Raw genomic sequence first — 12,065 nt, 5'->3', positions numbered from 1 at the left:
GCCGGGCTTATAGCTTCGATCACACTCAGCCTTGGCGCTGTTTGTGACGCGGTTCAGCGCTGCAAATTACCCGTACCACACCTTCACGGCGAATAATTTTGCAGTTACGGCACAGCTTTTTCACCGATGCACGAACTTTCATCACCAACTCCTCGAACCTTATGGACACTTCAGCGGAGCATGCCGCTGCCGTAGCCCTTCAGGTTGGCTTTCTTCATCAGGGATTCGTACTGGTGCGAAACGAGGTGCGATTGTACTTGCGACATAAAGTCCATCACAACCACTACCACGATCAGCAACGAGGTCCCGCCAAGGTAGAACGGTACGTTGGCCGCCACCACCAGGAACTGGGGCAACAAGCATACGGCCGTCATGTACAGAGCACCGAACATGGTCAAGCGAGTCAGAACGCCATCGATATAGCGTGCAGACTGCTCACCGGGACGGATACCCGGAATAAAGGCACCGGACTTCTTCAGGTTTTCCGCTACGTCTTTCGGGTTGAACATCAGCGCTGTGTAGAAGAAGCAGAAGAAAACGATCCCTGCACTAAACAGCAAAATGTTCAACGGCTGACCAGGAGCGATAGCCTGTGAAATATCCTGCAGCCAGCCCATACCTTCGGACTGACCAAACCAGGCACCCAGCGAGGCCGGGAACAACAGAAGGCTGCTGGCGAAAATGGCCGGGATTACGCCCGCCATGTTCACCTTCAACGGCAGGTGGCTGGTCTGCGCAGCAAAAACCTTGCGGCCCTGCTGACGCTTGGCGTAGTGCACCGCGATACGACGCTGGCCACGCTCAATGAACACCACAAAACCGATAATCGCTACTGCCAGCAAACCGATGGCAATAAGAGCGAAGATGTTGATATCGCCCTGACGCGCAGACTCAAAAGACTGCCCGATTGCCGACGGCAGACCGGCTACGATGCCCGCAAAAATCAGCATCGAAATACCGTTGCCAACACCGCGCTCGGTGATTTGCTCGCCTAACCACATCATGAACATCGCACCCGCCACAAACGTGGTGACTGCAACGAAGTGGAAGCCGAAATCGACCGAAAACGCTACGCCCTGACTTGCCAGGCCAACGGACATGCCGATTGCCTGAACAAAAGCCAGAACCAAGGTGCCGTAGCGGGTGTATTGACTGATCTTGCGACGACCAGCCTCACCTTCCTTCTTCAACTGCTCCAGCTGCGGGCTCACGGCGGTCATCAGCTGCATGATGATCGATGCCGAGATGTACGGCATGATCCCCAGTGCAAAGATGCTCATCCGCTCCAGCGCGCCGCCGGAAAACATGTTGAACAAGCTAAGAATGGTCCCCTCATTCTGTCGAAACAGATCGGCCAGACGGTCGGGGTTTATACCGGGAACTGGGATATGCGCGCCGATTCGATAGACGATGATCGCCATGAACAGAAAACGCAGACGAGCCCAGAGTTCGGACAACCCGCCACCAGCCAGAGCAGAGAGAGCACCTTGCTTAGCCATTTATTCCTCGAACTTACCGCCAGCTGCTTCGATAGCCGCACGCGCACCTTTGGTGGCAGCGATACCTTTGAGGGTGACCGCACGAGTAATCTCACCGGACAGCATGACTTTCACACGCTGTACGTTTTGATTAATCAGATTGGCATCCTTCAGCGCTTGCAGAGTAACTACGTCGCCTTCGATCTTGTTCAGCTCGGAAGTACGCACTTCTGCGCGGTCCATAGCTTTCAGAGACACGAAACCGAACTTGGGCAGACGACGGTGCAGAGGCTGCTGGCCGCCTTCGAAACCCGGAGCAATGGTGCCACCGGAGCGGGAGGTCTGACCTTTGTGGCCGCGGCCACCGGTCTTGCCCAAACCACTACCGATACCACGGCCCGGACGGTGCTTCTCGCGACGGGAACCCGGCGCTGGACTCAAATCGTTCAGGTACATGGATCAACCCTCCACACGGAGAAGGTAATAAGCCTTGTTGATCATGCCGCGGTTTTCCGGAGTATCCAGAACTTCGACGGTATGATTGATGCGACGCAGGCCGAGACCTTTGACGCAGGCTTTATGATTGGCCAGACGGCCATTGGTGCTCTTGATCAGAGTCACTTTGACGGTGTTAGCCATGGTTAGAGAATCTCCTCGACACTCTTGCCACGCTTGGCCGCAACCGAATCCGGAGACTGCATAGCCTTCAGACCTTTGAAAGTGGCATGAACCACGTTCACAGGGTTGGTAGAGCCGTAGCACTTGGCCAGAACGTTCTGAACACCAGCGACCTCCAGGACGGCACGCATGGCGCCACCAGCGATGATGCCGGTACCTTCGGAAGCAGGCTGCATATAAACCTTCGAAGCGCCGTGGGCGGACTTCATGGCGTACTGCAGAGTGGTGCCGTTCAGATCAACTTGGATCATGTTGCGACGAGCAGCTTCCATAGCTTTCTGGATAGCAGCCGGCACTTCACGAGATTTGCCACGGCCGAAACCTACACGACCCTTACCATCACCAACCACGGTCAACGCGGTGAAGGTGAAGATACGGCCGCCTTTAACGGTCTTGGCAACGCGGTTCACTTGAACCAGCTTCTCGATATAGCCTTCGTCGCGTTTTTGGTCGTTATTTGCCATAACTTAGAACTCCAGCCCGCCTTCACGAGCAGCATCAGCCAGCGCCTTGACGCGGCCGTGGTACTTGAAGCCAGAACGGTCGAATGCAACCTGAGTCACACCAGCGGCTTTCGCGCGCTCGGCAACCAGCTCACCAACTTTCTTGGCCGCGTCGACGTTGCCAGTGGCGCTGTCACGCAGTGCTTTGTCCAAGGTAGAGGCGCTGGCCAGAACCTTGCTGCCGTCGGCCGAGATGACCTGGGCATAGATGTGCTGCGAAGAGCGGTACACGCACAGACGCACGGCTTCGAGCTCGTGCATTTTCAGGCGTGCTTTGCGAGCGCGACGCAGACGAGTAACTTTTTTGTCGGTCATTTCCTAGCCCCTTACTTCTTCTTGGCTTCTTTACGGCGGACGACTTCGTCAGCGTAACGAACACCTTTGCCCTTGTAAGGCTCAGGACGACGGAAATCACGGATCTCCGCAGCAACCTGACCAACCAGCTGCTTATCGACACCCTTGATCAGGATCTCGGTCTGGTTCGGGGTTTCGGCCACAACGCCTTCCGGCAGTTGATAGTCGATAGGGTGAGAGAAGCCCAACGCCAGGTTAAGCACCTGACCCTTGGCCTGCGCCTTGTAACCAACACCGACCAGCTGGAGCTTGCGCTCGAAGCCTTGGCTTACGCCGATGACCATGTTGTTAACCAGAGCGCGGGTAGTACCGGCCATCGCACGAGTCTGCTGGTCGCCGTTGCGAGCAGCGAAACGCAGCTCACCGGATTCCTGCAGCACTTCAACGGACGAGTGAACATTCAGTTCCAGAGTGCCCTTGGCACCCTTCACCGAAAGCTGCTGACCGGCGAGTTTGATCTCTACACCAGCAGGCAGCTTGACGGGGTTCTTAGCAACGCGAGACATGCTTATCCCCCCTTAGAACACAGTGCAAAGCACTTCGCCGCCGACACCGGCAGCGCGCGCAGCGCGGTCCGTCATCACACCTTTGTTGGTGGAGACGATGGAAACACCGAGACCGCCACGAACTTTCGGCAGATCATCGACGGACTTGTACTGACGAAGGCCAGGACGGCTGACGCGCTTGACTTCCTCGATGACCGGACGGCCTTCGAAGTACTTCAGCTCGATCGACAGCTGTGGCTTTGCTTCACCATTGATTTCATAACCGGCAATGTAACCTTCGTCTTTGAGAACTTTGGCTACAGCCACCTTCAACGTGGAAGACGGCATGCTTACGACGGACTTTTCAGCCATCTGGGCATTACGGATACGAGTTAGCATGTCCGCTAACGGGTCCTGCATACTCATGGGCTAGACGCTCCTGATACAAAAAGAATTAGCCTTTCAGCTAAGAATCACCAGAACTCACGGAAATCCGGGCTCAGGCGAGCCGGGCATTCTAGAGACTGATCAAAAATGAATCAAGCCCCAAAAGGGGCTTGATTCATATTGCTTGTACGCCGGAGCTAACCCCGGCGTTTGCCGCATCGGCTTACCAGCTGGCTTTAACCAGACCTGGTACGTCACCGCGCATGGCTGCTTCACGCAGTTTGATACGCGACAGACCGAACTTGCGGAAGACACCGTGCGGGCGGCCGGTAATACGGCAGCGATTGCGCAGGCGCGAAGCGCTGGCATCACGCGGTTGCTTCTGCAGGGCAACACTGGCTTCCCAGCGTGCTTCTGGAGTTGCGTTCTGATCTACGATGATGGCTTTCAGCTCAGCACGCTTTTTGGCGTACTTAGCAACCGTTTGCTGACGTTTCAGCTCACGGTTTTTCATGCTCGTCTTGGCCATGTTCCTACTCCAATCAGTTACGGAACGGGAATTTGAAAGCACGCAGCAGTGCGCGACCTTCATCATCCGTACGGGCAGTAGTGGTCAGAGTGATGTCCAGACCACGCAGCGCATCGATCTTGTCGTAATCGATTTCCGGGAAGATGATCTGCTCTTTCACGCCCATGCTGTAGTTGCCACGGCCATCGAAGGACTTGGCATTCAGGCCGCGGAAGTCACGTACGCGCGGCAGGGAGATGGACAGCAGACGATCCAGGAACTCGTACATACGCTCGCGACGCAGAGTGACCTTGACGCCGATCGGCCAGCCTTCACGAACCTTGAAACCAGCGATCGACTTACGGGCATAAGTCACGACGACTTTCTGACCGGTAATCTTCTCGAGGTCGGCAACTGCGTGTTCGATGATCTTCTTGTCACCGATCGCTTCGCCCAGGCCCATGTTCAGGGTGATCTTGGTGATGCGCGGAACTTCCATCACGTTACCAAGCTTCAGTTCTTCCTTCAGCTTGGGAGCGATTTCCTTCCGGTAAATCTCTTTCAGTCGTGCCATGGTGTTTTACCTATGATTCTCAAGCGCCAACCGGCTTCTGGGTGGACTTGAAGACACGAATTTTCTTGCCGTCTTCTACTTTGAAACCAACGCGGTCAGCCTTGTTGGTTTCGCCATTGAAGATGGCAACGTTGGAAGCGTGCAGTGGCGCTTCTTTTTCGACGATACCGCCTTGAACGCCCGACATCGGGTTCGGCTTGGTATGACGCTTCACCAGGTTGATCCCACCAACGACCAGACGGTCGTCAGCGAGAACCTTGAGCACCTTACCGCGCTTACCTTTGTCTTTACCGGCGATCACGATGATCTCGTCGTCACGACGAATCTTTTGCATGTCGGATCTCCTTAAAGCACTTCAGGGGCGAGCGAGACGATCTTCATGAACTTCTCAGTACGAAGTTCACGGGTCACTGGCCCGAAGATACGGGTACCGATCGGCTCTTGCTTGTTGTTCAGCAGAACAGCAGCGTTGCCGTCGAAGCGGATGATCGAACCGTCGGCACGGCGAACGCCGTGACGGGTACGAACGACCACTGCGGTCATGACCTGACCTTTCTTCACTTTACCGCGCGGAATTGCTTCTTTGACGGTGACCTTGATGATGTCGCCAATGCCAGCGTAGCGGCGATGCGAGCCACCCAGCACCTTGATGCACATGACGCGGCGTGCACCACTGTTGTCGGCCACATCGAGCATGGATTGAGTCTGAATCATATAATTTCTCCGACCCTTAGCCCTTAGACTTCCACTGCGCGTTCGAGAACTTCAACCAGCGCCCAAGACTTGGTCTTGGCCAGCGGACGCGTTTCGGTAATCGAAACTTTGTCGCCGATTTTGCACTGATTGGTTTCGTCGTGTGCGTGCAGCTTGGTCGAACGCTTGACATATTTACCGTAGATCGGGTGCTTAACGCGACGCTCGATCAGTACGGTGATGGTCTTGTCCATCTTGTCGCTGACAACACGGCCGGTCAGCGTACGGACTGTTTTTTCGGCTTCAGCCATGATCACTTACCTGCCTGCTGGTTGAGCACAGTTTTCACACGAGCGATGTCGCGCTTAACTTGCGAGAGCAGGTGAGACTGCCCCAACTGGCCAGTTGCTTTCTGCATACGCAGATTGAACTGGTCGCGCAGCAGGCCGAGCAGTTGCTCGTTCAGCTGCTGTGCTGATTTTTCACGAAGTTCATTCGCCTTCATCACATCACCGTCCGCTTAACAAAAGTGGTGGCGAGCGGCAGCTTTGCAGCAGCCAGGGCGAAAGCCTCACGCGCCAACTCTTCGGAAACGCCTTCGATCTCGTACAGGACTTTGCCTGGCTGGATCTGGGCTACCCAATATTCAACGCTACCCTTCCCTTTACCCATCCGCACTTCGAGAGGCTTCTTGGTAACAGGCTTGTCAGGGAACACGCGAATCCAGATTTTCCCGCCACGCTTAACGTGACGAGTCAGAGCACGACGAGCGGACTCAATCTGACGGGCGGTGAGACGACCGCGGGCAACAGACTTCAGCGCGAACTCGCCGAAGCTGACTTTGCTACCGCGCTGAGCCAGACCACGGTTGTGGCCGGTCATCTGCTTGCGGAACTTCGTACGCTTTGGTTGCAACATGTGGCGTACCCCTTACTTAGCAGCTTTTTTACGAGGCGCAGGTGCTTGCGGTTTCAGTTCTTCTTTGAGGCCACCGATGACCTCGCCTTTGAAGATCCAAACCTTGACACCGATCACACCGTAAGTGGTGTGCGCTTCGTACGTGGCATAGTCGATATCGGCACGCAGGGTGTGCAACGGCACACGACCTTCGCGATACCATTCGGTACGTGCGATTTCAGCACCACCGAGACGACCGCTCACCTGGATTTTGATGCCTTTGGCACCAATGCGCATGGCGTTCTGTACAGCGCGCTTCATAGCGCGACGGAACATCACACGACGCTCCAGCTGCTGAGCTACGCTTTGCGCAACCAGCATACCGTCGAGCTCCGGCTTGCGGATCTCTTCGATATTGATGTGCACAGGCACACCCATTTGCTTGGTCAGGTCCTGACGCAGCTTCTCAACATCTTCACCTTTCTTGCCGATCACGATGCCGGGACGAGCGGTGTGGATGGTGATGCGTGCGGTTTGGGCCGGGCGAGCGATGTCGACACGGCTTACGGACGCGCTTTTTAGTTTGTCGAGGAGGTATTCACGCACCTTCAGATCAGCGAACAGGTAGTCCGCATAAGTCCGACCGTCTGCGTACCAGACGGAGGTGTGTTCCTTGACGATTCCCAGGCGAATGCCAGTGGGATGTACTTTCTGACCCATCTGATCGACTCCGTTACTTGTCCGCAACCTTGACAGTGATATGGCAAGACCGCTTGACGATGCGATCAGCGCGGCCTTTGGCACGCGGCATGATTCGCTTCAGCGAACGCCCCTCGTTGACGAAAACGGTGCTGACCTTCAGGTCATCAACGTCTGCGCCTTCGTTGTGCTCGGCGTTGGCTACAGCCGACTCCAGCACTTTCTTCATGATTTCCGCGGCTTTCTTACTGCTAAAAGCCAGCAGGTTGAGCGCTTCGCCCACCTTCTTCCCGCGGATCTGGTCGGCGACCAAGCGGGCTTTCTGGGCGGAGATGCGAGCGCCCGACAACTTAGCGGCTACTTCCATTTCCTTACCCCTTAACGCTTGGCTTTCTTGTCAGCCACGTGCCCACGATAAGTGCGGGTACCGGCGAACTCGCCCAGTTTGTGGCCGACCATGTCTTCGTTCACGAGAACGGGGACGTGTTGACGACCGTTATGCACGGCGATGGTCAGACCGACCATCTGCGGCAGAATCATCGAACGGCGCGACCAGGTTTTCACCGGCTTGCGATCATTCTTTTCTGCTGCCACTTCGACCTTCTTCAGTAGGTGAAGATCGATGAAAGGACCTTTTTTCAGAGAACGTGGCACTGTCGTATCCCTCTAGTTACTTGCGACGACGGACGATCATGTTGTCGGTGCGTTTGTTACCACGAGTCTTCGCGCCCTTAGTCGGGAAGCCCCATGGAGACACCGGATGACGACCACCAGAGGTACGACCTTCACCACCACCGTGTGGGTGGTCGACCGGGTTCATGGCAACACCACGAACGGTCGGGCGAACGCCACGCCAGCGTTTGGCACCAGCTTTACCCAGCGAACGCAGGCTGTGCTCGGAGTTCGAGACTTCACCCAGGGTCGCGCGGCATTCGGCCAGCACTTTACGCATTTCACCGCTGCGCAGACGCAGGGTGACGTAGACGCCTTCACGAGCGATCAACTGAGCCGAAGCACCAGCGGAACGAGCGATTTGAGCACCTTTGCCCGGCTTGAGCTCGATACCGTGAACGGTCGAACCAACCGGAATGTTACGCAGCGGCAGGCTGTTACCAGCCTTGATCGGCGCCATCGAACCTGCAACCAGCTGATCGCCGGCGCTCACACCTTTCGGTGCGATGATGTAGCGACGCTCACCGTCTGCATATTTCAGCAGGGCGATGTGCGCAGTACGGTTCGGGTCATATTCAACGCGCTCGACAGTAGCTGGAATGCCATCTTTGTCGTTGCGACGGAAATCGACCAGACGATAATGCTGCTTGTGACCACCACCGATATGACGGGTAGTGATACGGCCGTTGTTGTTACGACCGCCAGTCTTCGACTTCTTCTCGAGCAGCGGAGCATGAGGAGCGCCTTTGTGCAGCTCCTGATTGACCACCTTGACCACAAAACGGCGGCCCGCGGAAGTCGGTTTGCATTTAACGATTGCCATGATGCACCCCTTCCTTACTCAGCACTGCTGGTGGCGAAATCGAGATCCTGGCCTGGCTGAAGCGAGATGATCGCTTTCTTCCAGTCGTTACGCTTGCCCAGACCGCGAGCGGTACGCTTGCTCTTACCCAGAACGTTCTGAGTAGTCACATGCTGAACCTTCACGCTGAACAGGCTTTCGACGGCCTTCTTGATTTCCAGCTTGGTTGCGTCAGTCGCAACTTTGAAAACGAACTGGCTTTTCTTGTCTGCCAGAGTCGTGGCCTTCTCGGAGATGTGCGGGCCAAGCAGCACTTTGAATACGCGTTCCTGGTTCATCCCAGCAGCTCCTCGAATTTCTTCACGGCAGAAACGGTAACCAGTACCTTTTCATACGCGATCAGACTGACCGGATCGGAACCCTGTACGTCACGAACGTCGACGTGCGGCAGGTTACGAGCAGCCAGGTACAGATTTTGGTCAACCGCATCAGACACGATCAGGACATCAGTCAGACCCATGTCATTCAGCTTGCCCAGCAGTTCTTTGGTTTTCGGAGCTTCAACAGCGAAGTCTTCTACCACTACCAGGCGGTCGCTACGGACCAGCTCAGCAAGAATCGAACGGATCGCAGCGCGATACATCTTCTTGTTCAGCTTCTGATCATGGTTTTGAGGACGAGCTGCGAAGGTCACACCACCGCCACGCCAGATCGGACCACGAGTAGTACCAGCACGAGCACGGCCAGTACCTTTCTGACGCCATGGGCGCTTACCGCCACCGGATACGTCGGAACGAGTCTTCTGTTGCTTGCTGCCCTGACGGCCGCCGGCCATGTAGGCCACAACTGCTTGGTGAACCAGGGTCTCGTTGTAATCACCACCGAAAGTCGCATCGGACACTTCGATCGCTTGAGCGCCATTTACATTTAATTGCATGTCAGCTTCCCCTTAACCGCGAGCCTTGGCAGCCGGACGTACAACCAGGTTGCCGCCAGTAGCGCCAGGAACGGCACCCTTGACCAGCAGCAGGTTGCGTTCAGCATCCACGCGCACTACTTCCAGGGACTGCACAGTCACGCGCTCAGCACCCATGTGACCGGACATTTTTTTGCCCTTGAAGACACGACCCGGAGTCTGGCACTGGCCAATCGAACCCGGAACGCGGTGGGACACGGAGTTACCGTGGGTGTTGTCTTGGCCGCGGAAGTTCCAACGCTTGATGGTACCGGCAAAGCCTTTACCTTTGGACTGACCGGTCACATCGACCAGTTGACCAGCTTGGAAGATTTCAGCGTTGATCAGATCGCCAGCCTGGTAGTCGCCTTCTTCAAGACGGAATTCCATGACAGTACGACCAGCCGCGACGTTCGCCTTAGCGAAGTGACCAGCTTGAGCAGCTGTAACACGCGAAGCACGACGCTCACCTACAGTGACTTGCACTGCACGATAGCCATCGGATTCTTCAGTTTTGAACTGGGTGACGCGATTCGGCTCGATCTCAATGACCGTAACCGGAATGGAGACACCTTCTTCGGTGAAAATACGGGTCATGCCCGCTTTTCGACCGACTACACCAATAGTCATGTTGTAACCTCATGAGTGTACGGGGCTTTCACCCGCTATGGCCGCCCATTTCAGAGCGTTACACGACTAAAACCGCCAGGTTTTAGCCGAGGCTGATCTGTACTTCCACGCCAGCCGCAAGATCAAGCTTCATAAGAGCATCAACGGTTTTATCCGTTGGCTGGACGATGTCCAGTACGCGCTTATGAGTGCGGATTTCGAACTGATCACGCGCGTCTTTGTTGACGTGTGGCGAAGTCAGAACAGTAAACCGCTCTTTGCGAGTTGGCAGAGGAATCGGACCACGCACCTGAGCACCAGTACGTTTCGCGGTTTCCACGATTTCCTGGGTTGATTGATCGATCAGGCGATGGTCAAAAGCCTTCAACCGTATACGGATTTGTTGGTTTTGCATTTTGACCTCAGATTCCAAGCTGCGAGTCCCCCTTAACAGGCGCAGTACGCCCGTTAAAAGGAGGCGTGATTCTATAGACGCCCCCACAGGGTGTCAACCCGGTTAGAAAATAACCAACAAAGCAGGCGCCCATAAAAAAGCCCCCGCAGAGCGGGGGCTTTTTCTACATCAGATCATTGATTACTCAACGATCTTGGCAACCACGCCAGCACCAACGGTACGACCACCTTCGCGAATTGCGAAGCGCAGGCCGTCTTCCATGGCGATCGGCTTGATCAGGGTGACAACCATTTTAATGTTGTCGCCCGGCATTACCATCTCAACGCCTTCCGGCAGTTCGCACGAACCGGTTACGTCAGTGGTGCGGAAGTAGAACTGTGGACGGTAGCCTTTGAAGAACGGGGTGTGACGACCACCTTCTTCTTTGGACAGAACGTACACTTCAGCTTCGAACTTGGTGTGCGGCTTGATGGTGCCCGGCTTGGCCAGAACCTGACCACGCTCTACGTCGTCACGCTTGGTGCCGCGCAGCAGAACGCCACAGTTCTCACCAGCACGACCTTCGTCGAGCAGCTTGCGGAACATCTCAACACCGGTACAGGTGGTCTTGGTGGTGTCACGCAGACCAACGATCTCGATTTCTTCCTGGATCTTGACGATACCGCGCTCTACACGACCGGTAACTACAGTACCGCGGCCGGAGATCGAGAATACGTCTTCGATCGGCATCAGGAACGGACGGTCGATCGCACGAACCGGCTCTGGGATGTAGCTGTCCAGAGTTTCAACCAGGGTCTTAACAGCAGTGGTGCCCATGCCGTTGTCGTCCTGGCCGTTCAGAGCCATCAGAGCAGAACCGATGATGATCGGAGTGTCGTCGCCCGGGAAGTCGTAAGTGCTCAGCAGATCGCGCACTTCCATCTCAACCAGTTCCAGCAGCTCAGCGTCGTCAACCATGTCAGCCTTGTTCAGGAAGACAACGATGAACGGAACGCCTACCTGACGGGACAGCAGGATGTGCTCACGAGTTTGCGGCATCGGACCATCAGCGGCCGAGCAAACCAGGATAGCGCCGTCCATCTGAGCAGCACCGGTGATCATGTTTTTTACGTAGTCGGCGTGACCTGGGCAGTCAACGTGCGCGTAGTGACGCACGGCCGAATCGTATTCAACGTGAGCGGTATTGATGGTGATACCACGAGCCTTCTCTTCCGGCGCGCTGTCGATCTTGTCGAAGTCGACCTTGGCCGAACCGAATACTTCGGAGCAGACACGAGTCAGAGCAGCGGTCAGAGTGGTTTTACCATGGTCAACGTGACCAATGGTGCCAACGTTGACGTGCGGTTTGTTACGTTC

Annotated in this window: 24 protein-coding genes; all 24 read right to left on the bottom strand. The window is 55.7% G+C overall.

All coding sequences use genetic code 11. From position 1 onward, the window contains the following. Nucleotides 1–25: 25 nt before the first annotated feature. Entirely contained in the window at nucleotides 26–142 is a 117-nt protein-coding gene (gene rpmJ / locus BUC40_RS19240; protein ID WP_002555468.1) for a 50S ribosomal protein L36, read from the bottom strand. Between the two features lie 28 nt (nucleotides 143–170). Beyond that, entirely contained in the window at nucleotides 171–1,499 is a 1,329-nt protein-coding gene (gene secY / locus BUC40_RS19235; RefSeq protein WP_073267849.1) for a preprotein translocase subunit SecY, read from the bottom strand. Beyond that, nucleotides 1,500–1,934, bottom strand: a complete 435-nt coding sequence (gene rplO / locus BUC40_RS19230) for a 50S ribosomal protein L15 (RefSeq protein ID WP_013789770.1) — start codon at nucleotides 1,932–1,934, stop codon at nucleotides 1,500–1,502. It abuts the gene before it with no gap. Nucleotides 1,935–1,937: 3 nt separating this feature from the next. Beyond that, nucleotides 1,938–2,117 carry a 50S ribosomal protein L30 gene (gene rpmD, locus BUC40_RS19225; protein ID WP_013789769.1) on the bottom strand — a complete coding sequence of 60 codons (180 nt, stop codon included), beginning with the start codon at nucleotides 2,115–2,117 and terminating at the stop codon, nucleotides 1,938–1,940. Between the two features lie 2 nt (nucleotides 2,118–2,119). After that, nucleotides 2,120–2,620 (bottom strand): 30S ribosomal protein S5, encoded by a 501-nt coding sequence (gene rpsE, locus BUC40_RS19220; protein WP_013789768.1) that lies wholly within the window; start codon nucleotides 2,618–2,620, stop codon nucleotides 2,120–2,122. Nucleotides 2,621–2,623: 3 nt separating this feature from the next. Further along, on the bottom strand, nucleotides 2,624–2,974 hold the full coding sequence (gene rplR, locus BUC40_RS19215) for a 50S ribosomal protein L18 (RefSeq protein WP_042552934.1): 351 nt from the start codon (nucleotides 2,972–2,974) through the stop codon (nucleotides 2,624–2,626). Nucleotides 2,975–2,985: 11 nt separating this feature from the next. Further along, nucleotides 2,986–3,519 (bottom strand): 50S ribosomal protein L6, encoded by a 534-nt coding sequence (gene rplF / locus BUC40_RS19210; protein ID WP_042552935.1) that lies wholly within the window; start codon nucleotides 3,517–3,519, stop codon nucleotides 2,986–2,988. 12 nt (nucleotides 3,520–3,531) lie between these two features. Further along, a complete protein-coding gene (gene rpsH / locus BUC40_RS19205) occupies nucleotides 3,532–3,924 on the bottom strand; it encodes a 30S ribosomal protein S8 (protein WP_073267846.1) in 393 nt (130 codons plus the stop codon). Nucleotides 3,925–4,108: 184 nt separating this feature from the next. Further along, nucleotides 4,109–4,414, bottom strand: a complete 306-nt coding sequence (gene rpsN, locus BUC40_RS19200; RefSeq protein WP_073267844.1) for a 30S ribosomal protein S14 — start codon at nucleotides 4,412–4,414, stop codon at nucleotides 4,109–4,111. A gap of 13 nt (nucleotides 4,415–4,427) precedes the next feature. Next, nucleotides 4,428–4,967, bottom strand: a complete 540-nt coding sequence (gene rplE, locus BUC40_RS19195) for a 50S ribosomal protein L5 (protein ID WP_073267842.1) — start codon at nucleotides 4,965–4,967, stop codon at nucleotides 4,428–4,430. 19 nt (nucleotides 4,968–4,986) lie between these two features. Further along, nucleotides 4,987–5,301 (bottom strand): 50S ribosomal protein L24, encoded by a 315-nt coding sequence (gene rplX / locus BUC40_RS19190; protein ID WP_042552938.1) that lies wholly within the window; start codon nucleotides 5,299–5,301, stop codon nucleotides 4,987–4,989. An 11-nt stretch (nucleotides 5,302–5,312) separates the two neighbouring features. Beyond that, complete coding sequence (gene rplN, locus BUC40_RS19185) at nucleotides 5,313–5,681, bottom strand: 50S ribosomal protein L14 (RefSeq protein WP_002555479.1); 369 nt, start codon at nucleotides 5,679–5,681, stop codon at nucleotides 5,313–5,315. 23 nt (nucleotides 5,682–5,704) lie between these two features. After that, a complete protein-coding gene (rpsQ, locus tag BUC40_RS19180; protein ID WP_023534981.1) occupies nucleotides 5,705–5,971 on the bottom strand; it encodes a 30S ribosomal protein S17 in 267 nt (88 codons plus the stop codon). A gap of 2 nt (nucleotides 5,972–5,973) precedes the next feature. Next, on the bottom strand, nucleotides 5,974–6,165 hold the full coding sequence (gene rpmC, locus BUC40_RS19175) for a 50S ribosomal protein L29 (RefSeq protein WP_002555481.1): 192 nt from the start codon (nucleotides 6,163–6,165) through the stop codon (nucleotides 5,974–5,976). Further along, nucleotides 6,165–6,578: a 50S ribosomal protein L16 gene (rplP, locus tag BUC40_RS19170; RefSeq protein ID WP_042552939.1), complete on the bottom strand. Its 414-nt coding sequence runs from the start codon at nucleotides 6,576–6,578 to the stop codon at nucleotides 6,165–6,167. Before rplP ends, rpmC begins: the two co-directional genes overlap by 1 nt. A gap of 12 nt (nucleotides 6,579–6,590) precedes the next feature. Next, nucleotides 6,591–7,277 carry a 30S ribosomal protein S3 gene (rpsC, locus tag BUC40_RS19165; RefSeq protein WP_070882613.1) on the bottom strand — a complete coding sequence of 229 codons (687 nt, stop codon included), beginning with the start codon at nucleotides 7,275–7,277 and terminating at the stop codon, nucleotides 6,591–6,593. A 13-nt stretch (nucleotides 7,278–7,290) separates the two neighbouring features. Beyond that, complete coding sequence (gene rplV, locus BUC40_RS19160; protein WP_003103908.1) at nucleotides 7,291–7,623, bottom strand: 50S ribosomal protein L22; 333 nt, start codon at nucleotides 7,621–7,623, stop codon at nucleotides 7,291–7,293. Between the two features lie 11 nt (nucleotides 7,624–7,634). Beyond that, complete coding sequence (gene rpsS, locus BUC40_RS19155; RefSeq protein ID WP_013789761.1) at nucleotides 7,635–7,910, bottom strand: 30S ribosomal protein S19; 276 nt, start codon at nucleotides 7,908–7,910, stop codon at nucleotides 7,635–7,637. Between the two features lie 16 nt (nucleotides 7,911–7,926). After that, complete coding sequence (gene rplB, locus BUC40_RS19150; RefSeq protein ID WP_073267839.1) at nucleotides 7,927–8,751, bottom strand: 50S ribosomal protein L2; 825 nt, start codon at nucleotides 8,749–8,751, stop codon at nucleotides 7,927–7,929. 14 nt (nucleotides 8,752–8,765) lie between these two features. Continuing rightward, nucleotides 8,766–9,068 carry a 50S ribosomal protein L23 gene (rplW, locus tag BUC40_RS19145; protein ID WP_013789759.1) on the bottom strand — a complete coding sequence of 101 codons (303 nt, stop codon included), beginning with the start codon at nucleotides 9,066–9,068 and terminating at the stop codon, nucleotides 8,766–8,768. After that, the gene (rplD, locus tag BUC40_RS19140) at nucleotides 9,065–9,667 is read right to left on the bottom strand and encodes a 50S ribosomal protein L4 (protein ID WP_042552942.1); all 603 of its coding nucleotides are present in this window, start codon (nucleotides 9,665–9,667) and stop codon (nucleotides 9,065–9,067) included. The genes rplW and rplD overlap by 4 nt, the downstream gene beginning before the upstream one ends. A gap of 12 nt (nucleotides 9,668–9,679) precedes the next feature. After that, nucleotides 9,680–10,315, bottom strand: coding sequence for a 50S ribosomal protein L3 (gene rplC, locus BUC40_RS19135; RefSeq protein ID WP_073267837.1), 636 nt, complete (start codon nucleotides 10,313–10,315; stop codon nucleotides 9,680–9,682). Nucleotides 10,316–10,397: 82 nt separating this feature from the next. Next, the gene (gene rpsJ / locus BUC40_RS19130) at nucleotides 10,398–10,709 is read right to left on the bottom strand and encodes a 30S ribosomal protein S10 (protein WP_010486970.1); all 312 of its coding nucleotides are present in this window, start codon (nucleotides 10,707–10,709) and stop codon (nucleotides 10,398–10,400) included. Nucleotides 10,710–10,889: 180 nt separating this feature from the next. Then, nucleotides 10,890–12,065 (bottom strand): elongation factor Tu (gene tuf / locus BUC40_RS19125; RefSeq protein ID WP_073267835.1); only part of this gene is annotated, 1,176 nt, incomplete at its 5' end.

Origin of the sequence: Phytopseudomonas punonensis (assembly GCF_900142655.1) — a bacterium.
Taxonomy (GTDB): Bacteria; Pseudomonadota; Gammaproteobacteria; order Pseudomonadales; family Pseudomonadaceae; genus Aquipseudomonas; species Aquipseudomonas punonensis.
This window is presented reverse-complemented; position numbering and strand designations above follow the sequence as displayed.